The following is a 24,689-nucleotide window of genomic DNA, read 5'->3' as shown; positions in this document are numbered from 1 at the left end:
GATCCACCGGCGGGACCGGGCGGCCGGTTCTGGTGGGGGGCCGGGGCGGTGGCGCCGTCGAGCTGGCGGCGGTGCCCGGGGCGCCGACCGACGCGCAGATCGTCGCGGCGCTGCCGGCCGGCGCCCTCGCCGAGGCGGCGGCCGGCGCGGTGGAGGTCGACATCGACCCCGCCACCCTCGAGACCGACATGCGGGGCGAGGTGCAGAGCGAGGGCGCCTCCGTGGGCGGGCTGGCCCAGCTCCTCGGCGACGCCTGGGCGGCCATGGTCGCCGGCGCCCAGTCGCTCGGCGCGCGGGCCGCCGACGCGCTGCTCGAATTCATCATGCTGCCGGACTTCGAGCTGGGCCGGAAGATCGGCTTCGTGGCCGGGTTCCTGCTGCTCCAGGCCGCCATCATCTACTTCAGCGCGGGCAACTACGCCGCCCTGAAGGCCGTCGAGCCGGGACTGCGCACCCTGCTGGTCTACCTGCTGCGCTTCCTGGACCTCGGCGGCGAGCTGCTCGGCGTGCTGGGCCGGGCGCTGCGCCCGCTGCGCGGACCGCTCATGCGCGGCATCGGGGCCGCGCGCGGCTTCCTCAGCCGGTTCCGTTTCGCCGCCGGCCTCCTCGAACGGGTCGAGGGGCTGGCCGGGCGGATGCTCGGCCTGGGCGACGAGGCGGCCCTCGCCGCGAGCCGGGCCGCCCAGGGCGCCGAGGCCGGCGCGTCGCGCACCGCCCGAGAGGCGGTCGAGGCGGGCGTGGCCCGGGAGGGCGCGACGACCGGCGTGTCCCGCACCGGCCGGGAGGCGGTCGAGGCCGGCGCCGCCCGCGAGGCCACCGAGGCCGGCACGGCGCGGGCCGGCCGGGAAGGCGCCGAGGGCGCGGCCACCCGGGAGGCCGACGAGCTGGGCGAGGGAGCGGTCCGCGCCACCGACGAAGCGGGCGCCCCGACCCTGGCCGACGACGCGGCCAAGGCCGCCCAGTACCCGGAGGCGGTGGCCGAGGCCCGGGCCATCGAGGCCGCCAACGACGCGCTCGACAGCCCGGTCCCGGTGCTGCTGGCCTCGCTCATGGTGCTCAAGCGCCGGTACCGCTGGATCGAGACGTTCGCCGCCACCCCGGTCGGCCCCGGGGTCTACGAGGTGGAGATGATCGCCAGCCGTACCTCGCTGGGCCGCTACACCACCGGCGGCCCGCCGCGCCTGCCCGGGGCGCGCAGCCCGCACGCGGCCGAGATCGACCGGCTGATGGCCGAGGCCGAGGGACTCGGGCAGCGGCTGAGCCGGGAGGAACTGGAACGGGCTGCGGCGGCCGATCCGGAGGGTTTCGCGCAGCTGGCCGCCCGGGTGCGGCAGGAGATGGCCGAGCGGGCCGGTGGCCGCACCGGCCTGGCCGCCCAGGCCGAGGCCGACCTGGCGGAGGCGGGCGAGCACTTCGGACCCGGCCACCAGGGCCCGGGCCGGCCGCGTCCGGAACTCGCCGCGGCGGAGAGCCAGGCCGTCGCCCGGGAGGCCGGGGTGCCGGATGCGATCCTCGGCGACGCCACCCCGATGACCCGGGCCGACTTCGAGGCCGCGCTGCCCACCAGCGGGCCGGTGCCGACCCGCGCCGCGCCCGCGGCGATCCCGATCCGCGACGCGTCCGGCCAGTTCACCAGCCGTGGGGTGGGGCGCAGCAGCGTGCAGAACATCGACGTACGGCACGACATCGAGTTGCTGGAGGCGGCCGGCGCCAGCGACTTCCGGATCAACCAGACCCAGGTCGACGTCACCGACAGCTTCCGGCTCGGCACGAACCGCCCCGACGTGCAGGCGACCTTGAACGGCCGGCGGATCCACATCGAGTACGACCGGGCGCCCGGCGACCGGGCCCTGGCGCACGCGCGGCGGATCCTCAGCAACGACCCGGACGCGATCGTCCTGCTGAAGATCGTGGACTTCTGACCCGGCGGCCACCGGATCATGACGAGCGGATCTGCCGGGTAGCCTCCTGCCATGATCGAAAGCGCGAAGGTCGCGGTCGTCGGCGTCGGCAACAACACGTCGGCGCTGGTGCAGGGGCTCCACTTCTACCGCCGCACCGGCAGCCTCGTGGGCATCCACCGCGCCGAGGTGGCGGGGTTGGGCGTCGGGGACGTCGACGTCGTCGCGGCGTTCGCCATCTCCGACGGCAAGGTGGGCACGGACCTGCACGAGGCGATCTTCCAGCCGCCCAACAACTTCCCCCGCCTGGACGCGGAACTGCCGCCGTCGGGCGTGACGGTGCAGCGCGGTCTCGTGGACGCGACGGAGATCGAGCGGGTGGCACAGGCGCTGCGGGGCGCCGAGGTGCTGCTCTACTCCGCGCCGAGCGGCCGGCCGGAAACCGCCCGCGCCTACGCCGAGGCGGCGCTGCGGGCGGGCGTGGCGTTCGTCAACACCACGTCCGACGGGGTGGCCCGGGACCCCTCCTGGGTCGACCGTTTCGAGGCGGCCGGCCTGCCGCTGCTCGGTGACGACCTGGCCAGCCAGTTCGGCACCTCCGTGGTGCATCACACGCTGCTGCGGTTGCTGGCGGAGCGCGGCCTCACCCTGGTGAGCTCCTACCAGGTCAACCTGGGCGGCACCGAGGACTTCCGTAACCTGGTCGAGCACCCGAACACCAAGCAGCGGTCCAAGGCGAACGCGGTGGGCTCGGACAAGGTCGCGATGGCCCCGCTCGGGTACCTCCCGCACCTGGGGTCGCAGAAGATCGCCCACCTCAACGTCGAGGCGCAGGGCTGGGGCGGCACGGCGGTGAGCCTGGACGTGCGGCTGAAGGTGCACGACCCGAGCGGCGCGGCCGGCGTCAACATCGACCTGGTCCGTATGGCCGCCGCCGCACTGCGCGCGGGGCGCGGCGGGTACCTCCCCGAGGCGGCGTCGATGCTGAAGTCGCCACCGGGGACGGCGATCTGAGACCGACGAGGCGACGCCGCCGGGTAGCCGAGGGCCTCCCGGGTGTCCCGGACCGCGCCCGGGCCGTCCCGCGAGCCGGATCGTTGAACAGAAAATGCGGGCAGTCATGCGTGCCGTGGTGCTACGGGAGTTCGGTGCTCCGTTGACGGTCGACGAGATCGACCGGCCGACCGCTGGTGCCGGTCAGGTGCTGGTACGGGTCGTGGCCAGTGGCGTGAACCCGCTGGACACCAAGATCCAGGCGGGGGCGGCTCCGCATGCCCGCGTCCAACCGCCGGCGGTGCTCGGTCTGGACCTCGCCGGCGTTGTCGACGCGGTGGGCCCCGGGGTGACCGGCTTCGAGCCGGGCGACGAGGTGTACGGGCTCACCGGCGGCGTCGGTGCTCTGCAGGGCTCGCTGGCCGAGTACGCCGCGGTGGATGCCCGGCTGCTGGCGCGCAAGCCGCGCACGCTGTCCATGCGTCAGGCGGCCGCGTTGCCGCTGGCCGTGATCACCTCGTGGGAGGGGCTCATCGATCGGGCCGGGGTCCACGCCGGGCAGAAGGTGCTGGTGCAGGGCGGCGCCGGCGGTGTCGGGCACGTGGCCATCCAACTCGCCCGGTCCCGGGGCGCCGAGGTGTACGCGACGGGCACCCCGTCGAGCCTGCGGGTGATCGAGGAGCTGGGCGCGGTGCCGATCGACTACACCACGACCGGCGTGGACGAGTACGTGGCGAGGCACACCGCGGGTGAGGGCTTCGACATCGTCGCCGACAACGTGGGCGGTGCCACGCTCGACGCGTCGTTCGCGGCGGTGCGCACCTACCACGGGCACGTCGTCAGCGCACTGGGCTGGGGATCCCACTCGCTCGCGCCGCTGTCGTTCCGTGGCGCGACGTACTCCGGGGTGTTCACCCTGTTGCCCATGCTGACCGGAGCGGGCCGGGAGCATCACGGCGAGATCCTGCGCGAGGCCGCGGCCCTGGCCGACGCCGGGGCGCTGCGTCCACGACTCGACCCGCGCCGATTCACCCTCGACACGGTGACGGAGGCGCACAACGTGGTCGCCGGCGCCACCGCGGCCGGCAAGGTCGTCGTCGACGTCGGAAGCTGATCGCGTCGCGGGGCCGGTGGCTCACGCGGGAGCGACGGTTCCTGGGCGGCTCCCGCCGGGTCGCGGTGACCACCCGGACCGGCAGGTGATGGCCATCGGCGCCGCGGGCGGCGTCGGCTCAGCCGAATCCACTACCGGCCGGACGTGGTGGACGGCTTCGTCGCCCACGCCGCGCTGACCCTCGAACCCGGCTCCACCTAAGCTTTCCCGCGCAGGTAGGTCTCGGCCAACTGGCGAAGGCGTGTCCTGTCGAAGCTGTGCCCGTGGCCGGGATGGACGACGGACACGTCGAGGTCGGCGAGGAACTCCATGCTTCGCCGGTACGCAGCCACGTCGGAGTTCGGCAGGTTGTCGATCAGGGCGCCCTCGTAGACGACGTCGCCGGAGTACAGGGTCCCGGTGCGCTCCTCGAACAGGGCGATGCTTCCCGGTGTGTGGCCGGGAAGGTGCAGCACAGTCAGTGCCCGCCCGCCCAGGTCGATCCGGTCGCCGTCGTCGAGCCTGCGGTTGAGGGCCATGGGTTCGACGCGATAGGTGGCCGGGTCGTAGCCGGGATCGGGCAGGACGTCGATCATGACCGCCGGGACAGGTTCTCCCGCTGCGTCGATCCCCAGCTTGTCGAAGAGCTCCGCGCCGTACAGGCTCGCCGGTACACCCGCGGCCAGCACCCCCGCCTCGGCGGGGTGGGCGGCCCGGTCGTCGAACTCAGGCGCCCCACCGACGTGATCCAGGTGCGCATGGGTGAGCACGACCATCGGTTCGCGCTCGAACAGGCCCGGAATCGCCTCCCGCAGGGCGACGACACCGAGCCCGGCGTCGACCACGATGTCCCGATCGTCGCCGCGCAACCACCAGAAGTTGGCCGACACCAGTTCGTTGGCGTGCGGTTCCGAGATCCGGATGACGTCGCTACCCACGTCGGTCTGCGTATACCAGTCGACCATGTCGGCAAGTCTGCCAGCGCGACGATGCCGTTTCGATCCTGCCGGACGTCGATCCTCCGCCGCGATGCGGCGAAGGACCGACGTCCGGGACCGACGAGTGTGGACCGTCCGTTACGCCAGGAAGATCATCCGGCGGCGCGCTGCCGTGCTCGTTCCCGCAGCGGGGTAAGGGCGGAGGTCCAGTGCACCAGTTCGTCGAGCATCGCCTCGGCGCTGGCGTCCATGGTGTCGTTGGGTCGCAGCGCGCCGTCGTCGTCGATGAACGTGGCGACGAACGGGATGTGTACGGCCTCGGGGATCGGCGTCATCTTCAGCGTGGTCAGCACCTGCTTGATCATCTGCGCGGCACGGGTGCCGGCGCTGACGCCTCCGTAGCTGACCAGGCCGACCGGCTTGTAGGCCCACTCATGCGCGAGGTAGTCGATCGCGTTCTTGAGCGGGGCCGTGTAGCCGTAGTTGTACTCCGGCATGACGATCAGGAACGCGTCGGCGCGGTCGATCGTGGCGCTCCAGTCGCGGGTGTGCTGGTGTTCGTAGCGGCGCAGGCGCGGGTGGTTCGGCTCGTTCATGAACGGCAGGTTCCACTCGGCGAGGTCGACGAGCTCCACCTGGTCGAAGCCGCCGTGCTTGACCGCGGCGGCCTGGATCCACTCGGCGACCGGCAGGCCGAGCCGGCCCGGCCGGGTGCTGGCAATGATGATCTGCAAGGTAGGCATGCTTCGTTTCCTCGAAAGTCGCTGACGTATCAGCAACCTATCCGCAAGATGCTGATGTGTCAGCAACTCGTCGTAGACTGTGACGCATGACCCAACCCCGGTGGCTGAACCCCGAGGAAGAACGTCTGTGGTTGGCCTTCCTGCGCATGCGGCGGGCGCTCGACGTGGCGATCGACGGTCAGCTCGCCGAGGCCGGGCTGTCGCCCGCCGACTACGACGTGCTGGTCCCGCTCTCCCAGAGCGGCGAAGCGCTGCGCGTGCGGGACCTGGCCGCGCTCATCGGCTGGGACCGAAGCCGCATCGCCCACCAGCTCCGGCGCATGGAACAGCGCGGGCTCATCGCGCGGTCCGGCAGCACGACCGACCGGCGGGGCACGATGGTCCAACTCACCGACCTCGGCCGCACGGCGATCACCGCCGCCGCCCCGGGGCACGTCGAGACGGTCCGCCGGGTGCTGTTCGACCAGCTCGACCAGCACGACCTGACCCGTTTGACGGACATCGCCGAGCGGGTGGCCGACGCCGCCGGCCTCACGGGCATCTCCCGCACCGGCGGCCCGGCCCCGCGAACGGCCGACAACCGGAGCGTTCACCTCGCCACCAGCAACCGCGAAAGCGCGGGGCAGCAGCAGGATCACGTCATGGAGCGGAACCGGGGGGACGGGAACCCCTGACCCCGGTTCCGGTCCTTGACGACATGGTCAGCTCAGCAGCACCTGGACGCGGTGAAGATCCCCGCTGCAGCCGGCGCCGCGGAAACCGGCCATCGCCTCCTCCAGGTGCTCGGAACCGCTCAGGGAAAGAGGTGACCGCTGACCCGGAGCGAGGTGACGACCGAGCTCGTAGTGCGAGCGTGCCAGCTCGTAGGGCATCTGAAGCCTCGCTGCCTCGCCAACGGCTCGGACCCACGCCTGCCTGGCGGCCCCGGCGCGGCCATCGAGCCAGCTGTACCACCCCGCGCAGATGAGCGCCCTCGGGCGGGCCATGGGAACCGTGCGGGCGTAGCGACGCAGCCGGCGCAGGGCGGCGGCCGCGGCCGCGCGCAGGGTGCCCGAGCTCAGCTCTCCCGAGGTCTCACCGCTGCCGGCCAGCTCCAGGAGCGTCAGGTAGACCTCGGGGACACCGGCGTGGGCCTCGAGGGCGTACTGCTCGAAGGACGGGCGTGGACCCATCAGGCGATCGGCGGTGCCGATCGCCTGCCAGGCGTCCGCCCACCTGCCGGCGGCGAGATGCCGCCTGGCCGTGGCCGCGTGGAAGCGCGCGGCGTCGATCGTGGCCACCTTCGGCAGGAGCCGTTCGGCCTCCTCGCACCAGTTGGCCAACGCCGGCGCATCCGGTTCGGCCCGAAGAGCCGTCTCGATCAGAAGGAGCAGACCCCACAGGTGCACGATCGGGTCGCGGCGGTCGCGACCGGATGCCATGCTCTCGGCGGCCGCTGCGGCCGCCTCCTCGTAGCGCGAGGTCAGATAGCGGGCGATCCCGCTGATGAGCACCGCCTCGTCGGCCCACCGGTGCATGGGTGTCCGGCGTCGGAGGTTCAGCACCCGGGCGGCGTTGGCGTCGACCGCCGCCCAGTTGCCGACCCCGGTCCAGTGGAGCCCGCCCACGATGCCGACCCAGCAGGCGGTGAGCGGGTCGCTGGTCCGCTCGACGGCGGCGCTCGCGGCACTGAGGTGGCGACGCGCGGTCCGGTGCAACCCGAGAGTGCCGAGCATCATCCCGACGCCGGCCTGCGCCCGGACGGTGAGATCGACGTCCCCGGCACGTTCGGCGTCGTTCAACGCCCAGATCGAGGTGGGGAGCACCGGAAGCTGCTTCTCGAGCACCCAGTAGACCTCGGCGATGGTGAAGCACGTGGCAGCACGCTCCCGGGCCGCGGCCCGCCGGTCCGCGTTACGTGTGACGGTGCCGCCCGGCAGCGGGCCGCGCAGCGCGCGCAGGCCGAGCTGCAGCCCGAGTACCCCGAGCCATCCCGCCGTCGCCGCCGGCACCCTGCTGCCGAGCACCTGTAGTGCGCGCTCCAGGTGGTGCCGCGCCGCGGTCGCCTCACCGAGCTGCTGATGTGCTTCGCCGAGCAGGCGGTGCCAGCGGGCCCGCTGCAGGGGCGTGATCTCCGGACGGTCCAGTGCCGCCTCGAAGTACGCCCGCGCCTCCCGAAACCAGCCGGTTCGCCGGTACAGCGCCCAGACGCGCTGGAGGTGACCGTCCAGCGCGGACGGTTCGGCATGACGGACGAGCCAGTCGATGGCCGCCCGCAGATTCTCCGCCTCGGCGGCCAGCCTGGCGCCGTCACCGGTGAGAGCGTCCGCCGAGGTGGGCAGCAGCGAGGCGTAGTGCTCGGCATGGCGCCGGCGCGTCCGCGACTCGTCAGCGGGGTCCGTGGCCAGAAGCTCGGCGGAATACTGCCGTAGTAGCTCGTGCATCTCGTAGCGGCCGTCCGCGCCGACCGCGACCAACGACTGGTCGACCAGGCCCGCCAGCAACGGAAGGTCGGCGTCCGCGACAGCGGCGGCGGCTTCCAGATCGAACCCGCCGCGCAGCACCGAGAGCCGGCGAAGAGTGTCGAGTTCGTCCCCGGTGAGAAGCTGACATGACCAGTTGAACACCGAGCGGAGGCTGCGGTGCCGGTCGTCGACGTCCGGTGAGGTGGTCTCGAGCAGTTCGAGCCCGTCGGTGAGCCGGTCGGCGATGGCGGCGGGGCCGACGGACCGCGTCCAGCGGGCGGCCAGCTCGATGGCCAGCGGCACGCCGGCCACCAGGCGGCACACGCGGCCGATGCCCTCCGCGTCGTCGCCGGCTCGGAAGTCCGGACGCAACAGCCGGGCCCGCGCTTCGAAGAGCTGCACCGCCTCGTAGTCGGCGGCGTCCGCGTCGCAGGCGAGCGGCGGGTAGGGCAGGCCGGGGACCTCGACAAGCCACTCCACACCCAGTCCCAGTGGTCGCCTGGAGGTCACCAGCACCTGCAGGCCCGTCGCCCTGCGCAGCAGCTCGGCAATGACACCCGCCCCGTCCCGGAGGTGCTCCAGGTTGTCGAGCACCAGCAACACCTCGCGGCCGGCCAGGTGCTCGGCGAGCAGGTCCAGCGGGTCGCGGGGCACCGCCAACGGCACCTCCAGCGCGCGGGCGAGGTTGGCGACGACCAGATCCGCGGCCTCGTCGAGACGGGCCGGGTTCGTTCCCACGAACGACACGAACACCGTCCCGTCGCCGTGACGGGTGTGCCGAGTGGCAGCGACCTCCACCGCCAGCCGCGTCTTGCCGATGCCGCCGGGCCCGAGCAGGGTCACGAGCCGGCAGGTGGGGTCGTCGAGCAGCTCGTGCAGGCGGGTCAGCTCACCGTCGCGGCCGATCAGCGTGGTGAGCGGGCGGGGCGGGTCGGGCCGGGCGATCCCGGGTGTCGCACCCCGGTCGGGTCGCCCGACCGCCGCCGGGGGGACGCCCAGCTCGCGGAATCCGCCGGCCCGGACGATCTCGTCGCGCAGAGCGACGGTTGCCGCCGACGGCTCGATACCCAACTCCTCCCTGAGCAGGTAGCGGCAGGTCTCGTACTGGGCGAGAGCGGCGCTGGGCTGACCGCCGACGGCAAGGAACCACATCAACGCGCGGTGCGCCTCCTCGTGCAGCCGCTCCAACTCCAGCAGGCGGCGGGCCACCTCGGTCCCGCCCGTCACGTCCCTGCGGTCCCTGGCTCGTCGCACGGCACGGTCCAGGAGCGCGAGCATGTCGGCGCGGACGGCGGCTCGCCGCCCGGCCAGCCATTCATCGAACACCGGGGCACCGGCGACCTCGAAGCCTTCGAGGAGGTCGCCGCGGCAGAGCCGGACGGCCGCCAGCAGCTCGTCGTCGTCGTGCTGGTCGGAGGCGACCATCCGGGTCACCTCCGCGGCGTCGACCCGGACCTGCGGTCCACCGGTCAACGCCACCGTCTGCCGGGTCACCACGACGTGCTCGGGGACCACACGGCGCAGCTTCATCAGCACGAGCCTCAGATTGGCCCGGGCCGCCGACTCGGGGAGGTCGCTCCAGAGCATCCCCGCCAGCGTCGAGCGCGAGTGTCCGGTGCCGGTCACCGCCAGATAGAACAGCAGCGCGGCCGCCTTGGCGGAGGCCAACCCGACCAGTGGACGTCCGTCGATCGTCAGCTCGGCCCCGCCGAGTACGCGAACGTGCAGCTCCTGCTTCGTCATCGCCACCGCCGCCTTCGGGAAAAAACCCTACCGCGATCCACGCCGCGAAAACGATGGGCAAACGGCCGGCAAACGATGGCTCGTTACGGTCCGGTCACCGGAGTCAGACCCCGGTCCACCAGCGACAGCCCGCTCGCGCCGGTGTCGGCGTCCGGCGGCAGAGGGAGTCATCATGCCCGTCGTCCACACGTTCCGCAGTGACCTTCCGCAGGTGGAGGTCGGCGGCACCACCGTGCACGCGCTCGCCCTGCGGCAGGCCGCCCGGCTCGGTGACAAACCAGCCCTGGTCGACGCCGCGAGCGGCCGTACGATCAGCTACCGCGACCTCGCTGCGGGGGCGCAGCGGGTCGCGGCCGGCCTGGCCGCCCGCGGCTTCGCGCCGGGGGACGTGCTGGCCCTCTACAGTCCCAATCTGCCCGAGTACGCCCTGGCGGTCTACGGAACGATGGCGGCCGGCGGGGTCGTCACCGGGGCCAACCCGATGCTCACCGTCCAGGAGTTGACCCACCAGCTCGTCGATGCCAGGGCGCGACTGCTGGTCACGGTGCCGCCGTTCCTCGACCGAGCGCTGGCCGCCGCCGAGCAGGCCGGCGTCGAGGAGGTGTTCGTCTTCGGGCAGGCAGCGGGCGCGACCCCGTTCCGCGAACTGATCGACCATCGGCATCCGCCGACGACGGTGGCGACCGACTGCGACGGCGCACTGGCCGCCCTGCCCTGTTCGAGCGGCACCAGCGGCCTCCCCAAGGCGGTGGAACTCACCCACGCCAGCCTGGTCACGAACGTCCGCCAGAGCCAGGCCGTGCTGGGGTTCCGGGAGGACGACGTGGTCGTCGCCGCCGCACCGTTCTTCCACGTCATCGGGCTCAACATCATCCTGCCGTGCAGCCTGGCGGTGGGTGCCACCGTCGTCACCGTGGCGCGCCCCGACGTCGAGGCCTTCCTGCGGGCGATTCAGGATCACCGGGGGACGGTCACCATCGTGTCCCCACCGCTGGCGCTGGCGCTGGCCAACGATCCGCTGGTCGACAGGTACGACCTGTCGTCGTTGCGGAACCTCGGCGTGGGTGCGGCGCCCCTCGGCGCCGACGTCGAGCAGCGCTGCGCCGAGCGGCTCGGTTGCGTGACCAGCCAGGGCTTCGGCATGACGGAGGCCTCCGCTCTCATCGCCGTCGGGCCGCTGGACGACGTGCGGCGCGGATCGGTCGGCAGGCTGGTGCCCAACACCGAGGCGCGCATCGTCGACCCGGACCGGGGCGCCGACCTGCCCGCCGGCCGCGCCGGCGAGTTGTGGGTTCGCGGCCCGCAGCTCATGCGGGGTTATCGCGGCCGCCCGGCGGCGACGGCCGCCACCATCGACGCTGACGGCTGGCTGCACACGGGCGATCTCTGCTACTTCGACGAGGATGGCCACCTGTACGTGGTCGACCGGTTGAAGGAGCTCATCAAGTACCAGGGCTACCAGGTCGCCCCGGCCGAGCTCGAGTACCTGCTTCTCACTCATCCCGCGGTCGCCGACGTCGCCGTGGTGCCCCGACCCGACCCGGACGCCGGCGAGGTGCCGGTCGCGCACGTGGTCCTGAAGGGGCAGGCGACAGCCGAGGAACTGCTCAGCTATGTGGCCGAGCGGGTCGCTCCCTACAAGCGGCTCCGCGCCGTCCAGTTCACCGCGTCGGTGCCGAGGGCGCCGTCGGGCAAACTGCTGCGCCGCGTGCTGGTCGAGGCCGAACGGCTCCGGTCGGAACCGGCCCCCGCGAGCCGGACGAGTGGAGCCTGATCTTGAATCCCGATCGGAGCACACGATGATCATCCTGGTGACCGGCGCCGTCGGCCGCGGTCCGACCTGTCTGGCAGCCTTCGACGCCGCGCTGGTGGCGGCAGGCATCGCCGATCGAAACCTGATTCGCCTGAGCTCGGTACTGCCGCCCGCCAGTTCCGTGCACCAGGTCGACCGGCTCAGCTCCGCACCCGGCAGGTGGGGGGACCGGCTCTACTGTGTGCTGGCGGAGGCCCGCACCACGGTGCCGGGGGCGCAGGTGTGGGCCGGCATCGGCTGGGTGCAGGACGCGCGTGGCCATGGGCTGCTGGTGGAACACGAGGCTGACGACGAAGTGAGCGTGCGCGGACTGATCGGTTCCTCCCTCGACGCACTGTCCCGCAATCGCGGCGTCAGCTTCCCGTCTCGTGGAGTCGAAGTAGCGGGTGTTCGCTGCACCGGGCAACCGGTCTGCGCGCTGGTGGTCGCGGTGTTCACCGCAGAGGCCTGGAATCCGGGCCGTCGACCTGCCCGGGCGGGGGCGCCGGCATGAACGGGACCGCCGCCCGGAACGCGATTCGGATCCCCAGGGCCACCGTGACGGGTCGCCGGGGGCTCAGGAACTGGGCCGTCAGCATCGCTGCCACCGCGGCGTCGGCCTATGCGTTGGACTCGATCGCGGCGACGGCGGGGGTCGGCCTGGTCGCCTCCGGGGTGCTCGACGGCCTCGATCGAGAGTCGGCGCTGGTTCTCCTCGCCGCGAGCTACGCCATCTGGGGGTATGGCCTGCGCGCCAATCTGCGCGCGAACTGGACGCTGCTGGCGGCGACGGGGACGAGCACGAACGTGCTGTCCAAAGCCGCCTACGAGGTAGCCCGGCGCACCACCGGCAATGCCCGCGTACCGCGTCTGGCGGCGGCCATCGGTTACGCCGGCACGGAGGTCGCCAAGGAGCTGCCCTACTACGCGGGTGCTTTCGGCGCCGCCATCGTCAGCAACTCGATCACGTCGAACGAGGCACTCGTCTTCCTCAGCGGCGCGAATGTCGGTGCCGCGCTGTACGAATTCGGGCTGGCCCGCGCCAGCAGGGCCTTCCTGGCCCGCCGCCGCAGATACGCGTCGTTCGACAGGGAGTGGGTTCCGGCGGAGTACCTCACCGGCTACTACCGCGCGGTCGAACCGGACGAGATCGCCACCATCGCGTTCCTCGTCGACGCGATGCGCCGGGCGGAACCAGGTCGGGCCGTCCTGTTCTTCGGGGTCGGGCCCACCCTGCATCACGTGTTCGCGGCCGCTCGGATCGCCTCCGAGATCCATCTGGGCGACTACCTGCCGGCGAACCTCGCCGAGATCCAGCGGTGGATCGACCGCGATCCCGATGCCCACGACTGGCGACCCTTCGTCCGCTACACGCTGCAGTGCGAGGGAGTCAGCTGCCCGACCGACGAGGACGTGACCGCTCGGGAGAACCTCGTCCGGGAGAAGATCACCCGGCTGATCCGGGTGGACGCCCGGCATCCGCGCCCGGTGGACCGGCGTTACGCGACGGTGATCAGTGCCTACTGCGCCGACTCCGCCACCGACGACCGCGCCACCTGGGCCCTGTTCATGCACCACATCACCGGTCTGGTCCGGCCGGGAGGCCTGTTCGTCACCGCAGCCCTGCGCCGCTGCCGCGGCTACACCGTGGCCGGTAAGACCTTTCCCAGTGCCAACGTCGACGAACACGACCTCCGGGCGTCGCTCCGGCGCGCATTCGGGCCTCTGGACGGATCGATCGAGGTCCGGCAGGTGGCCCAGGACGCCGCACACGGCTACTCGGCGGTCGTGCTCGGCTGGGCCCGCAGCCGCGAACAATAGACAAGGTGGGCCGCACGTGACCCGAACGCTCCGGACCAGGAGTCAGCGGCCGCCCAGGGAGCGCCCGTTCTTGGCCAGCTCCCACCGGGTCGCGGTCGCCACCTGCTCCCCGGTGATCCGCTCCCCGTCCGCCCCCAGGTAGGCGGCGGTCAGCGCCGCCGCCGCGATCCCGCCCCCGGGCAGGTCCACGGCGGCCAGCCGTTGCGGGTCGACGTCGGCCGGCACGCCCCCCGGGAACGCCCGCCGCCACAGGGTCTCCCGGGCGGCCCGGTCCGGGTAGGGGAACGTCACCACGAGCCGCAGCCGGCGCAGGAACGCCTGGTCCAGCACGGACCGGGCGTTGGTGGTGAGGATGGCCAGCCCGGTGAACGACTCCATCCGCTGGAGCATGTAGCCGACCTCGAGGTTCGCGTACCGGTCGTGGCTGTCGCGCACCTCGGTGCGCTTGCCGAACAGGGTGTCCGCCTCGTCGAACAGCAGCACGGCCGCGCCGTCCTCGGCGGCGTCGAAAACCCGGCTGAGGTTCTTCTCCGTCTCGCCGATGAACTTGCTGACCACCTGGCTGAGGTCGACCACCACCAGGTCCAGGCCCAGCTCCTGGGCGATCACCTCGGCGGCGAGGGTCTTGCCGGTGCCGCTGGGGCCGGCGAACAGCGCGGCGGTGCCCAGGCCGCGGCTGCTCCGCTCGGCGAACCCCCAGTCGTGCAGCACCCGGGTGCGGTGGTGCACGGCGGCGACCAGCGAGCGCAGCTGCGCCACGTGGGTGTCGGGCAGCACCAGGTCGGCCCAGCCGGCGCGGGGCCGGACCACCCGGGCCTGCCCGCCGTAGCGGCTGCGGGAGCGGGCCCGGCACGCCTGCCACAGCGGCGTGCCGGCGGCGGCGTCCCCGGCGGCCAGCTCCAGGTCGGGCAGGGCCAGGTCGAACACCCCGGCCACCGCGGCCGCCTCGCCCGCCGCCCGGTCGGCTAGGTGCCGGTCGAGCGCGGCGTCCAGCGCCGCCGCCCGTTCCGCGATGGGCAACCGGGGTACGCCGACCAGCACGCCGTCGGCCAACACGGTGTCGACGGCGCCCAGCACGGCGACCGGGGCGGGCAGGGTGCCCAGGGCGCGGATCAGGGCGCGGGCATCCTCGGGGCGGGCCCCGTCGGCGTCGAACGCCCAGGCGGCCGGCGCGAGCAGGCTCTCGCGCCCGATCAGGCGCAGCAGCCGGTCGCGGTCGCGTACCGCGGAGGGCAGGTCGGCCACGGCGACCAGCCGCAGCTCGCGGCCGGCGGCGTCGGCGGCGGCGGCCGCGACCACCGGCAGGTTGGCCGGCTGCGGTCCCTGGAGCACGGCGGGGCGGCCGTGCTCCCAGACGGTGCGGATGGCCGCCGCGACGGCGGCGAAGGCGGGCGGCAGCGCGGCCGGTGGCGGGACGGGCCGGGCCACGGCGGCGAGGTCGGGTTCCAGGTAGCGGACGCCCATGAGGTGGTGCAGCACCCGTTCCTCGGTGACCAGGGGGCTGCCGGTGGGGGTGTCCGGGTCGAGCAGGCGCACGAGGCCCCAGCGGCGCAGCGGCCCGTCGGGGGTGAGCGCGTTCCAGTGCGCGCCGGGCAGCGCGGCCAGGGCGAGGCCGAAGGTGGGGCGGGGCTGCCCGTGCGCGGCGGTGAGTTCGTCGGCCACCTCGCCGGCCAGCTCCGGTCCGGTGGCCAGCAGCAGGACGGCCCGTTCGAAGCCGGTGAGGCGCAGCGCGGCGGCGAGCGCGTCGAGCGCCGTGGGCCGGTCGAGCAGCGCGCGGGCGGCCGCCAACCGCCCCTCGGCCGCGGCGAGTTCCGCCCGGTCGGGTTCTCCCGGGTACGCGACCAGCCGCACCCGCAGCACGTCCAGCTCGGCCACCAGCGCCAGCCGGTTCGCCTCGTCCCACGGCACCGCGGGCGGGTCGGTCGGGCGGGCCCGGCGGTCGGCGGCGGTCACGGCACGGTCAGGGCGGGCGCGCCGTAAACCTCTCCGACCAGGTCGGGCAGGCTGTCGACGCCGTCGACCTGCACCCGGACCAGCCAGTCGCCGGTGGGCACGTCAGCGGCGGCGAGGGCGAGCCGGTCCTGCGGGGCGGCGTCCGGGCCGAGCGGGGCGAGCCGGATGGCCAGCGCGTCCGGTTCGCCGGCCGGGCCGGGGGTGAGCCGGGTGAGCAGGACCGTGGCGCGCTGCCGGGCCACCAGCGGCGGGTCGACGCCGAGCACGATGTCGGGCGGGCCGTCCACCACCGACGCGGTGGGGCGCACCAGCAGCGGCAGCGCGTTGGAGCCTGCGGTGACCCGGGCGGGCGCGCCGCCGGCGGCCGGCGTGACGTGCGCGACCCGTACGCCGTGCAGCCCGGCCGGCACGGTGCCGTCGAGGGTGACGGACAGGGTGGTGTCGGTGCCGCCCGCCTCGGGGGTGAGGATGGCCGGTCCGACGTGGACCCGGGTGGTCTGCCCGGGCCGGCCGCGCAGCCCGGCGCCGCGCAGCTCGATCCGGTCCCCGGTGGCGGCGGTCCCGCCGGGCGGGTCGGTGACCAGGGCGGTCAGCACGGCGGGACCACCGGCCAGCACGGTGACCGTGCGCTGCCGCACCGGCAGGGCCCGACGCGGGATGACGTCCGCCTCGACCAGCGCGGCCGTCGCCACGTACGTCTGGGAGAGCTGGTGCGGGGTGGCGAAGGTGGCCCACAGCTTGGACATCTCCTCCACCGACAGCGTGTACGGGGCGACCTTGACCCGCTCCACCTGGTCGGCCAGGTCGGATTCGGCGAGGAACGCGGTCGGCACGTCGTCGGCGTACAGGTCGATGGCCGCGGTGACCAGGTCCCGGGTGAGCGTCGGGGTGACCGCGAGGGCGAGCACGGCCCGGCCGAGCAGCCGCTGCGCGTCGAGGGACTCGGCCTCTCCGTAGCAGGTGAGCAGGTAGTACAGGTCCAGCGCGGCGACGGGCCGGCGGGTGAAGCCGCCGTCGCGGCTGCGGGTGGGCAGGTCGGTGAGGTTCCAGGCGTGGTTGGGTCGCACGTCGTACAGGTAGATGTTGATGCCGGGCGTGGAGACCAGCGTGGTGTCGGAGAGCTGGTTGGGGCGCAGGGTGGTGACGGTGGCGCCGCCGACCGGCCCGGGGTGGGTGGCGTCGAGGGCGCGTTCGAGCACGTACCGCAGGGTCGAGGTGACCGCGGCGATGGCCAGGCCGTTGCTCATCGGCCCTCCCGGCGGCGGGCGAGGTACGCGGTGTGGTCCACCGTGGACGGCGGCGGCCCGGGCGGCGCGGGTGGTGGCGGTGCGGGCGCCCGGGTGACCACCACCCGGTCGATGTGCAGGTGCACGTCGCCGGCCGGCGGGGCGTCCTCGGCCGTCCCGGGCGAGCCGGGTGCGGGACGGATCGGGCCGGTGAGCACCTCGGCGGTGCCGGGCCGGGGCGGCGCGCCGGCCCGGACCGGCCGGTCGACGAAGACGAGGCGCTCTCCGGGTTCCACGGCGCGACGGGCGATCAGCGCCGGGCCGAGGCGTTCGCGGAGCAGCCGGGCCAGGTCCGGCGCGGCGGCGCGTACCGGAGTGGGTGCGGGCCGGCGGGCGGCGGGCGGCGGGGCCGGCGGCGCGGGCGGGACGGCGGCGGCCGGCCGGGTGGGGTCGGGTGGCGGCTCGGCGTCGGGTGCTCGGGTGACCGGCGGGGGAGCGGTGGTGGTCGGGGCGGCGGCATCCGGCTCGGGGCCCGCCGGGTCGGCGGGTGATGTCCGCGCGGCGGTCCGGTCCGGGGCGGCCGGGGCGGCCTCGGGCGGCGTGGCGGGCGGGTTCCGGTCGGTCGGGAACCGGTCCGGGTCGGCCGGCACCGCCGGTACCGGTGTCGTGCGCAGGGCAGCGGGGCCGGGCGGCGCGGCCGGCCGTTCCGGGATCCCGCGGGACGGTGCCGGCGTCCGCGCGGTCGACCCTGACCACGACGCGGGCACCTCGACCGGCACGTCGGCCGGCGGGTCGGGCAACGGGACCTCGAAGGGCTGCGGGGCGCGGAGCCGCACCAGCGGTTCCCGGCCGGTGGCCCGCTGGGCCATCCGGGCGAAGAACCCCTCGGCGCCGCTCACGCCGCCCGCCCCGCCGCGAGGGCCAGGTACGCGCGCCGCCGCCCGGCCGGCAGGGCGAGGATGTCGGTCTCGGCCCAGCCGTACGCGGCGGCGAGGGTGGCCACCTCGGCCAGCACCGCCGGGGCGCGGCCGGCCACCCGCTCCCACAGCAGCTCGGCCACGTCCAGCGCGGCGACCACGGTGTCCCCGCAGCCGGGGCAGCGGGTCCGCAGCACCACGGCCGCCGCGCCGGCCAGTTCCTCGGCGGCGGCGTCGACGGCCCGGCGCTGCTCGGCGGTCAGGTCGCCGGGTGCGACGGGCCGGCCGTCGGTGTCGCGGACGCAGCGGGCCAGCAGCGTGCCGAGCGGGTCGTCGGACCGCCCGGCGGCCAGCAGGTCCCGGGCGGTGGGGGCGCGGACCCGCAGCGTGCCGCCGGCCACGGCGCCGGCGTCGCCGGCCGGGAGCCCGGCCACCGGGTCGAGGGGCAGCGCCACGTCGAGGACCTCGCCGCAGCCGCAGGTGAGCACGGCGTCGACCGGGTCGCCGAAGCTGTCGACGCTCAGCCGGGCGGCGAGCGCGGCCACCGTGCCGACCGGCAGGTCCAGGGCGGCGTCGAGGTCGGGGAGGAGCCCGGCGGCGTGCAGCAGCACCGGGCCGCGGGCGGCCGGCGGTGCGGTCGCGGCGGCCTCCCAGACGGCGAGCAGCCGGCCGGGGTCGTCCAGCGTGGTCATCGCGGTCAGGGTTCGACGAAGGACGGTTCGGCGGGCTCGGCCACCGTGTAGTCGCGTTCCCAGCCCTCGTTCTCCAGCTTGATGCTCTGGATGGCCACGGCGTTGGCGTTGGCGTCCAGTTCGGGCAGCGCGACCCACTCGGACACCCAGCACCGGTAGACCTTGTACGCGATGACCAGCTGCCCGGCCTCGTTGTACATCTCGATGATGATGTCCTTGCGGAAGTCCGCCAGGGAGGTCTCGGCGCCCAGCCCGGAGCCGTAGTTCCACACCTTGTTGGCCCACTGCTCGAAGTCCGGGTCGTGGGTGACGCCGCGCTCCAGCATGATCGCGTCGTACTCGGTGCGCCCCGGCGACTTGCGGCTGCTGCTGGGGTCGCCGCCGTGGCGGTGGGTGACCACCTCGGTGCTCCGCTTCAGCGTGCCGATCTTGCTGATCCCGGCGACGTATCGCCCGTCCCACTTCGCCCGGAACTTGAAGTTCTTGTACGGGTCGAAGCGCTGCGCGTTGACCGTGAACTCGGCCATGCCCGCCCCTCCTAGGTCGCCGCGGCCGCGGTCCGCTGCTGGATGCCGATCACCACGAACTCGGCCGGCTTCACGGCCGCGAAGCCGACCAGGATGTTCAGCACCCCCCGGTCGATGTCGTACTGCGTGGTGGTCTCGCTGTCGCACTTGACGAAGTACGCCTCCCGCGGGGTGCGGCCCTGGAAGGCGCCCTGCCGGAACAGGTCCTGGAGGAACCCGCCGATGGAGGCGCGGACCTGCGCCCACAGCGGCTCGTCGTTGGGCTCGAACACCACCCACTGGGTGGAGCGCACCAGCGTCTCCTCCAGGAACAGCGCCAGCCGTCGCACCGGCACGTACCGGTACTCGTCGGCGAGCACGTCCGCGCCGCGCAACGTCCGCGCGCCCCAGACCAGGGTTCCGGTGGCCCGGAAGGTGCGCAGGCAGTTCACCGCGTACGGGTTGAGGTTGCCGTTCTCGCCGTCGGTGAGCGCGAGCGCCGGCCCGGTCACCCCGGCGAGGGCCGCCTCCACCCCGGCGGGCGCCTTCCACACCCCGCGCGCCGCGTCGGTGCGGGCCATCACCCCGGCGACCGCGCCGCACGGCGCGAACTCGCGCACCGCGCCGTCGCGCAGCGGGTCGGGCCGGCGCACCCGGGGGAAGTAGAGCGCGCCGTTGCGGCCGTTGGCGGTCAGCCCGCGCGCGCCGACCCAGGCCCGCACGGTGTCGGCGGTCTCGGTGGGCGGCGGGTCGACCAGCAGGAAGGCCCGCTGGCGTACGCAGAAATCCAGCGCGTCGGCCCACACGGTGTCGTCGAGCGCCTGGTCGGGCACGGACGGCGGCAGGCAGAGCAGGGTGAACAGGTCGGCGTCGCGCAGCGCGTAGATGCCCTGCTTGGTGCCCTCCAGCGCGCCGCCGTCGGTGTACTCGGCGGCGGTCAGGTGGGTGCCGTCGGTGCCGGTGGCGGCCGCGTCGGCGGTGTCCACGTCGTAGCCGCCCGCGTCGGGACGGCCGGTGCCGGGCAGCGCCGGCGAGGCGCCGACCCGGACCAGCCGGGAGGCGGCCAGCACGGTGTCCAGCCGGCGCGGTCCGTCCACCAGGGTCACGTTCGGGTACGTCTCGACCAGCACCGGGTTCTCCGCCGGGCCCTCCCGCACGGTCAGGTGGAACAGCTCGTCGGCGTCCACCCCCTGCTGGTCGGCGATCGTGGCGGCCTCCTCGCCGGTCGCGTGGGTCACCTCGGCGTGCAACGCGTTGCCCCAGCCGCCCGGCCCGAGCGCGTCGAGGGTGAGCGCCCCGTTGAGGTCGAGTTGCGCGCTGGTGGCGTCGCGGGCCAGCCGGACGATCACGGCCTGGTTGCCGCCGTTGAGGTAGAAGTCGCGCACCGCGTAGCCGAGGCCGCTGTCCCGCCACAGGCCACCGAAGGTGCGTTCGAACTCCGCGTACGAGGAGATGGCCACCGGCACGTCGACCGGCCCGCGCAGCGCCCGCCCGACGAACGCGGCCACGGCCGTGGCGACGCCGGTGATGGTGCGACTGCCGCCGGGTATCTCCTGGATGTAGACCCCGGGATGGCTGAGCGTTGCCGCCATGACGACTCCTCGACTCCACGGGCGTGCCGTACGCCGCTGGCGCGACTGTGCCGCCCGCCCGTCACCGCGCCGTCACCCGGCCGTGTCGGCCCGGTGTCGGTGGCTGCCGGTACGGTCGGCGCCGTGACAGCGCCAGAGTGGGACCTCCGGACGATCGCGGCAGGGTTCCACGGCACGGTTCTCCAGGACCATCCCGTCGAGGAAGGGATCGGCGGCACCGTCATCGTCGACGAGGTGGACCCGGGCCGCCTGCTGGATGCGTGGCGGGCGGCCCGGGCGGTCACGCCGACCACGGGCCGGTGCCCGGTCTTCACACTTCCCGGCGACCTGCACCACGAGCCCACCCCGACCGAGATCAACGACCTGGCGCAAGCGGCGCGGGCGGTCGACCCGTGGGCGGTGTTCCGGCGGCACCCGGACGACCGTCCGATGGAGCCCTGGCGGATCGAGAGCTACGTCAGCGCCTTCCTGGGCGCCGAAGGGCTGTCCTCGGCCGCCGCGCCGCCGCCCGCACCGACGAGCGAGCCGGAACTGGACCGGTGGCTCTACGACACGCTGCTGGCCGACCCGGTCCTCGCCGACCACGCCCGCCGGTACTACGAGCCCCTGGTCGGCACCCGCACCTGGCATCCGATGCGGGAAGTGCAACTGGTGCTGCTGCCCACGACGTCCCCGTGGCTCGCGCCGGCCTGGATCAGCTACTTCGGCGCGCTCCGCCCCGGTGGACCGGAGGCGTGGGCCGCGGCGATGCGGCAGTGGCATCAGCACTGGGGCGCCGAGTTGGTGGCCGCCTTCAGCACCACGTTGCACCTCGTCGTGAACCGGCGACCGCAGCCGGGCCCGCCGGCCTGGGAGCTGGCCGGTCAGCTCCTCGCCCTCGGCGGCAGCCTCCAGCACGAGCAGTGGCAGCTGGCCATGGCGGTGGCCCACAGCGACGCCTGGTTCCTGCACGACCGCCCCTGAGCGGCGTCCCGTCATGGCTGCGGCGGCTGCCGCCGGGGCTACGATCGGCCGTGCCCTTCGACAGCTCGGATTCGGGTGAGGCCGCAGCCTTGGCCGCTGCCTTCCCACGTCGGATGAGCGATGACGTGCGGCAGGCACTGGCGGTCCTACCGCCGGCGCCGCACGCTCCGGCCTCACCGTTCCGTGTGCTGGTCGATGCTGAGCCCGTCGTGATTCCATATCGGATCTACACTGACGAGCCGCCCGCTGGCGCGGAGGCGGCGCTGTCCGCCGTCCAGCGTGCGCTGCTGGATTGCCTGTACACCCGGCACCACGACGGCCGGGTGAGGCAGCGGCGGCTGGAGCGGGTGGTCGGATTGATCCAACCGTGGGTGGCCCCGTTCGTGGTGCAGTTGGTGGGCGAATACGTGGACGAGATCCTGCTGGTCATTCGGAGAGTCCTCGGGCCGGAACTGGTCGTCCCGCACAGCCCGACGGACGCCGTCTACGGGCGGTTCGTCGCCGAGAACCCGGGGTTCGTGGCGCTCACCGGACAGCGGGTTGCCAGCTACTGGGCCTGTTACCACCGCCGGCGCTACCCTACGCTCATCGACTACCCAGGGCGCTCCTTGATGGCAGCGCTGCGGGCGGCGGCAAACCGGCACAACTTCTCTGGCGGCGAGGTACCCGGCACGGCCGCCAGGTAGCCCGGTGACGCGGCGGGCGACGCGCCGGTGACGAGCAGGCCGCAGGCTGGGCGGGCCCGCGCACCAGACTCCCGCTCCGGAGGCGCTCCCGTGACAGCCCCTGACCCCGACCGCGGTGGGGTGGTGGTCGTCCGGGTGTGGTTCGAGGACCGGCCGGACGAGCTGGGCTTCCGCGCCCTGGTGACGAGCTGCGTCGACCTGGCCGGGGGCCGGCCGGAGAGCCGGGCGGTGACCTCGCCGGACGCGGTCGTCGAGGTGGTGCGCAGCCGACTGGTGGAGATCCTCGCCGGTCACCGAGCGCGGTGACGCCCACCGCCCGACCCAGGGGAAGGCACATGACCGAGAAGATCAACTGGAGCCTCCAGGTCCGCGTGGCCCACGGCCCGCAGATCGCGGCGACCGGCGTCGTCGACGTCGAGGCGTACGACAAGGTCTCGGTCGAGATCGCGGCCGGGGAGAGCCAGCAGGTGGACCTGGTGCCCGCCGGCACCGAGCGGGTGGGCATGGTGCTGATCGTGCCGGCCACACCCAGCGCCGACCTGTCGTACGAGATCGACGGCACGGCGATCGCGCTCGACGGCGCGCACGCCTTCCTCGGCACCGGGGCGGCCCGGCTGCTCGGCGCGGACCCGGCGAGCCTGACCTTCACCAACGACACCGCCGAGCCGGCCCGGCTGGACATCCTGGTCGGCCGGGACGTCACCCCGTGAGGGCCACCGCGATGTGACGCCGGGGTGACGCAGCGCGTTCTACCCTGCCGGGGCCAGGCCCGCGCCGCAGGGGAGGTCCCGGATGACCGCCGACTTCGTCGACGCCCTCGTGGCCGACCAGCCGGCCGGGTCCGGTCCGGTGCTGCGGCTGCTCGGCGACGTCCGGGTCAGCCACGGTTCCCGCTGGTACGACGTGCCCGAGGGCAGCAAGCGGCTGCTCGTCTACGTCGCCCTGCACCGCCGCCGCCTCGACCGTGGTCATGCCGCCGCCACCCTGTGGCCGGACGCTACGGACGCGCGCGCGGCCGGCAACCTGCGCTCGGCGCTGTGGCGGCTCAACCAGGCGCACGTCGGGCTGATCGGGGTGGACCGGCACCACCTCGCGTTCCGGCCCGGCGTGCTGGTCGACATCGACCTCGTCACGGCCTGGGCCGGCCGGTTGATCGCGGGCCGCCCGGCCGGCGCCGACCTGTCCGCGCTGCCGACCGGCGGGGTCCTGTTCGACCTGCTCCCCGGCTGGTACGACGACTGGGTGCTCACCGAACGGGAGCGGGTCCGCCAGCGGGTGCTGCACGGGATGGAGGCGATGAGCCGGCACCTGGTCACCACGGGCCGCTGCGCCGAGGCCGTCGAGGTGGCGCTGACCGCCGCCGGGGCGGAGCCGCTGCGGGAGAGCGCCCAGCGGGTGCTGCTGGAGGCGCACCTGGCCGAGGGGAACTGGGTGGAGGGCCGCCGCGGCCTGGACACCTACCGCCGGCTGCTGGCGCGGGAGTTGGACATGGAGCCCGATCCGCGGCTGGGCGAGCTGCTCGACGCCTACCCGCGCGCCCGGCCGGCGGCCACCGCCGACCGGGCGCGCGCCTCCTCGATCAACGCCATGAGCTGAGGCGAGGGCCGGACCCCGAGCTGCTCGGCGAGCAGCCGGACCACCAGGTCGGCGTGGCGCAGCGCGTCGCTGACGTTCCCGTCGGCCAGCATCGCGGTGAGCACCAGCCGGTGGCCGCTCTCCCGCAACGCGTCCGCGGCGACCGCCTCCAGCGCCCAGCTCAGCCCGGCGGCCGGGTCACCGGCGCGGATCGCGGCCCCGGCGGCGTCCTCGAGTGCCCGCAGGGCCCGGTGCCGCAGCAGCTCCCGGTGCATGAGCACCCAGTCGTCGTACCAGCCGGGGAGCAGGTCGGGGCAGCCGTCGGCGGCGTGCCGGCGCAGGAACGCCGGGTCGACCGGGCCGCGACCCGCGAGGCAGCGGGTGTCCACCGTCACCCCGGCGGCCAGCGCGAGCGCGCCGGTGGAGTCGGCGAGCAGGCCGGGTGCGGCCTTGCGCAGCCGCCACAGCGCCGTGCGCAGGTCGGCCGAGGCCCGTTCCTCGGGCTTGCTCGCCCACATCGACCAGGCGGTGCGGGCCCGGTCCGAGGCGCCGCGCACGGCCAGGAAGGCCACCAGCCGCTGCGCGGTCGCCGGCAGGGCGACGGGCTCGCCGTCGCGGTCGAGCGCGAAGCCGCCGAGCAGCCGCAGCCGCCAGCCGGCCCGGTGCGGGGGTACGGCCTCCGGCGCTGTTCCCGTGGTGATCCACACGTCGGCGCTCCGCTCTGTCCGGGGTGTTGGGGCGGAGGGTCACCTTTCGAATACCGCAGGTCGCGGGTCCCCGGGAACGGGCCTGTCGGTGGCCGGACATCCCGTTCGTCCACCCGGCCCGGCGACCGGTCATGATCGGCGGCCGGGACCGGCCGAACGGCTGCCTCCGGGAACGTGCGTGCCGGGGGAGCGGCGGTTGGGCAAAGTCGTTGGCGAACCGCGGGGGCTGGCCTATGGTGGGCGGATGTACCCGGCCGGGCTGCTGTCCACGACCGCCGTCACCACGGCGGCGTTCGCTGCTGCCCGCGGCCGGCGTCCCGAGGCCGTGCCCGCCCGTCCGGCGGGCAGCCGTTCCGTCGCGCCCATCCACGGCCTGCCGAGCCCGGTCCCCACCGACCGTGGCC

The 24,689-nt window shown here is 74.2% G+C and carries 22 protein-coding genes; 12 read left to right on the top strand and 10 right to left on the bottom strand.

What is annotated here, in order from left to right; all coding sequences use genetic code 11:
- The 3 genes from ABZ452_RS27890 to ABZ452_RS27880 all read left to right on the top strand — a co-directional run.
- Positions 1–1,922 (top strand): hypothetical protein (locus ABZ452_RS27890; protein WP_357948953.1); only part of this gene is annotated, 1,922 nt, incomplete at its 5' end.
- A 51-nt stretch (positions 1,923–1,973) separates the two neighbouring features.
- On the top strand, positions 1,974–2,915 hold the full coding sequence (locus tag ABZ452_RS27885) for an inositol-3-phosphate synthase (protein WP_357948950.1): 942 nt from the start codon (positions 1,974–1,976) through the stop codon (positions 2,913–2,915).
- Positions 2,916–3,021: 106 nt separating this feature from the next.
- Positions 3,022–4,008, top strand: coding sequence for a zinc-dependent alcohol dehydrogenase family protein (locus tag ABZ452_RS27880; RefSeq protein WP_357948947.1), 987 nt, complete (start codon positions 3,022–3,024; stop codon positions 4,006–4,008).
- A gap of 197 nt (positions 4,009–4,205) precedes the next feature.
- Here the strand turns inward: ABZ452_RS27880 and ABZ452_RS27875 are convergent, their stop codons facing one another.
- Positions 4,206–4,952 carry an MBL fold metallo-hydrolase gene (locus tag ABZ452_RS27875; RefSeq protein ID WP_357948944.1) on the bottom strand — a complete coding sequence of 249 codons (747 nt, stop codon included), beginning with the start codon at positions 4,950–4,952 and terminating at the stop codon, positions 4,206–4,208.
- A gap of 125 nt (positions 4,953–5,077) precedes the next feature.
- Positions 5,078–5,668: an NADPH-dependent FMN reductase gene (locus tag ABZ452_RS27870; RefSeq protein ID WP_357948941.1), complete on the bottom strand. Its 591-nt coding sequence runs from the start codon at positions 5,666–5,668 to the stop codon at positions 5,078–5,080.
- Positions 5,669–5,754: 86 nt separating this feature from the next.
- Between ABZ452_RS27870 and ABZ452_RS27865 the strand changes: the two genes are divergently transcribed.
- Positions 5,755–6,342: a MarR family transcriptional regulator gene (locus ABZ452_RS27865; RefSeq protein ID WP_357948938.1), complete on the top strand. Its 588-nt coding sequence runs from the start codon at positions 5,755–5,757 to the stop codon at positions 6,340–6,342.
- Positions 6,343–6,369: 27 nt separating this feature from the next.
- Here ABZ452_RS27865 and ABZ452_RS27860 read toward each other — a convergent pair whose 3' ends face one another.
- On the bottom strand, positions 6,370–9,855 hold the full coding sequence (locus ABZ452_RS27860) for a BTAD domain-containing putative transcriptional regulator (protein WP_357948935.1): 3,486 nt from the start codon (positions 9,853–9,855) through the stop codon (positions 6,370–6,372).
- Between the two features lie 172 nt (positions 9,856–10,027).
- On the opposite strand from ABZ452_RS27860, the gene ABZ452_RS27855 reads away from it, so the two are divergent.
- From ABZ452_RS27855 to gntF, 3 genes are read left to right on the top strand one after another with little or no spacing between them, the layout of a single operon-like run.
- The gene (locus ABZ452_RS27855; RefSeq protein WP_357948932.1) at positions 10,028–11,629 is read left to right on the top strand and encodes an AMP-binding protein; all 1,602 of its coding nucleotides are present in this window, start codon (positions 10,028–10,030) and stop codon (positions 11,627–11,629) included.
- 25 nt (positions 11,630–11,654) lie between these two features.
- Entirely contained in the window at positions 11,655–12,161 is a 507-nt protein-coding gene (locus ABZ452_RS27850) for a pyruvoyl-dependent arginine decarboxylase (RefSeq protein ID WP_357948929.1), read from the top strand.
- Positions 12,158–13,468 (top strand): guanitoxin biosynthesis pre-guanitoxin forming N-methyltransferase GntF, encoded by a 1,311-nt coding sequence (gntF, locus tag ABZ452_RS27845; RefSeq protein ID WP_357948926.1) that lies wholly within the window; start codon positions 12,158–12,160, stop codon positions 13,466–13,468. The genes ABZ452_RS27850 and gntF overlap by 4 nt, the downstream gene beginning before the upstream one ends.
- 42 nt (positions 13,469–13,510) lie before the next feature.
- Here gntF and ABZ452_RS27840 read toward each other — a convergent pair whose 3' ends face one another.
- The 6 genes from ABZ452_RS27840 to ABZ452_RS27815 are packed head-to-tail and all read right to left on the bottom strand — an operon-like array spanning position 13,511 to position 20,354.
- Complete coding sequence (locus tag ABZ452_RS27840) at positions 13,511–15,421, bottom strand: ATP-binding protein (RefSeq protein ID WP_357948923.1); 1,911 nt, start codon at positions 15,419–15,421, stop codon at positions 13,511–13,513.
- Positions 15,418–16,668, bottom strand: coding sequence for a DUF4255 domain-containing protein (locus ABZ452_RS27835; protein ID WP_357948921.1), 1,251 nt, complete (start codon positions 16,666–16,668; stop codon positions 15,418–15,420). Before ABZ452_RS27835 ends, ABZ452_RS27840 begins: the two co-directional genes overlap by 4 nt.
- Positions 16,665–17,546, bottom strand: a complete 882-nt coding sequence (locus tag ABZ452_RS27830) for a hypothetical protein (protein ID WP_357948918.1) — start codon at positions 17,544–17,546, stop codon at positions 16,665–16,667. The genes ABZ452_RS27835 and ABZ452_RS27830 overlap by 4 nt, the downstream gene beginning before the upstream one ends.
- A complete protein-coding gene (locus ABZ452_RS27825) occupies positions 17,543–18,256 on the bottom strand; it encodes a hypothetical protein (RefSeq protein WP_357948915.1) in 714 nt (237 codons plus the stop codon). The genes ABZ452_RS27830 and ABZ452_RS27825 overlap by 4 nt, the downstream gene beginning before the upstream one ends.
- Positions 18,257–18,261: 5 nt before the next feature.
- Positions 18,262–18,783: a phage tail protein gene (locus ABZ452_RS27820; protein WP_262285740.1), complete on the bottom strand. Its 522-nt coding sequence runs from the start codon at positions 18,781–18,783 to the stop codon at positions 18,262–18,264.
- Between the two features lie 11 nt (positions 18,784–18,794).
- Positions 18,795–20,354 (bottom strand): phage tail sheath subtilisin-like domain-containing protein, encoded by a 1,560-nt coding sequence (locus tag ABZ452_RS27815; protein WP_357948911.1) that lies wholly within the window; start codon positions 20,352–20,354, stop codon positions 18,795–18,797.
- 123 nt (positions 20,355–20,477) lie between these two features.
- Between ABZ452_RS27815 and ABZ452_RS27810 the strand changes: the two genes are divergently transcribed.
- The 5 genes from ABZ452_RS27810 (at position 20,478) to ABZ452_RS27790 (ending at position 23,599) form a co-directional block, all read left to right on the top strand.
- On the top strand, positions 20,478–21,317 hold the full coding sequence (locus ABZ452_RS27810) for a DUF4253 domain-containing protein (protein WP_357948908.1): 840 nt from the start codon (positions 20,478–20,480) through the stop codon (positions 21,315–21,317).
- Positions 21,318–21,430: 113 nt separating this feature from the next.
- Positions 21,431–22,003, top strand: coding sequence for a hypothetical protein (locus ABZ452_RS27805; protein ID WP_357948905.1), 573 nt, complete (start codon positions 21,431–21,433; stop codon positions 22,001–22,003).
- Positions 22,004–22,093: 90 nt separating this feature from the next.
- Positions 22,094–22,309, top strand: a complete 216-nt coding sequence (locus ABZ452_RS27800) for a hypothetical protein (RefSeq protein ID WP_357948902.1) — start codon at positions 22,094–22,096, stop codon at positions 22,307–22,309.
- A gap of 29 nt (positions 22,310–22,338) precedes the next feature.
- Positions 22,339–22,713 carry a hypothetical protein gene (locus ABZ452_RS27795; protein WP_355058696.1) on the top strand — a complete coding sequence of 125 codons (375 nt, stop codon included), beginning with the start codon at positions 22,339–22,341 and terminating at the stop codon, positions 22,711–22,713.
- Between the two features lie 82 nt (positions 22,714–22,795).
- Positions 22,796–23,599, top strand: a complete 804-nt coding sequence (locus tag ABZ452_RS27790) for a BTAD domain-containing putative transcriptional regulator (protein WP_357948897.1) — start codon at positions 22,796–22,798, stop codon at positions 23,597–23,599.
- Here ABZ452_RS27790 and ABZ452_RS27785 read toward each other — a convergent pair.
- Positions 23,530–24,285: a BTAD domain-containing putative transcriptional regulator gene (locus tag ABZ452_RS27785; protein ID WP_357948894.1), complete on the bottom strand. Its 756-nt coding sequence runs from the start codon at positions 24,283–24,285 to the stop codon at positions 23,530–23,532. The two genes, ABZ452_RS27790 and ABZ452_RS27785, sit on opposite strands and share 70 nt — an antisense overlap.
- Positions 24,286–24,689 lie beyond the last annotated feature (404 nt).

This window comes from Micromonospora sp. NPDC005707 (assembly GCF_040631005.1).
GTDB lineage: Bacteria > Actinomycetota > Actinomycetes > Mycobacteriales > Micromonosporaceae > Micromonospora.
The sequence above is the reverse complement of the archived record's forward strand: the minus strand, read 5'-3'. Positions and strand labels throughout refer to the sequence as shown.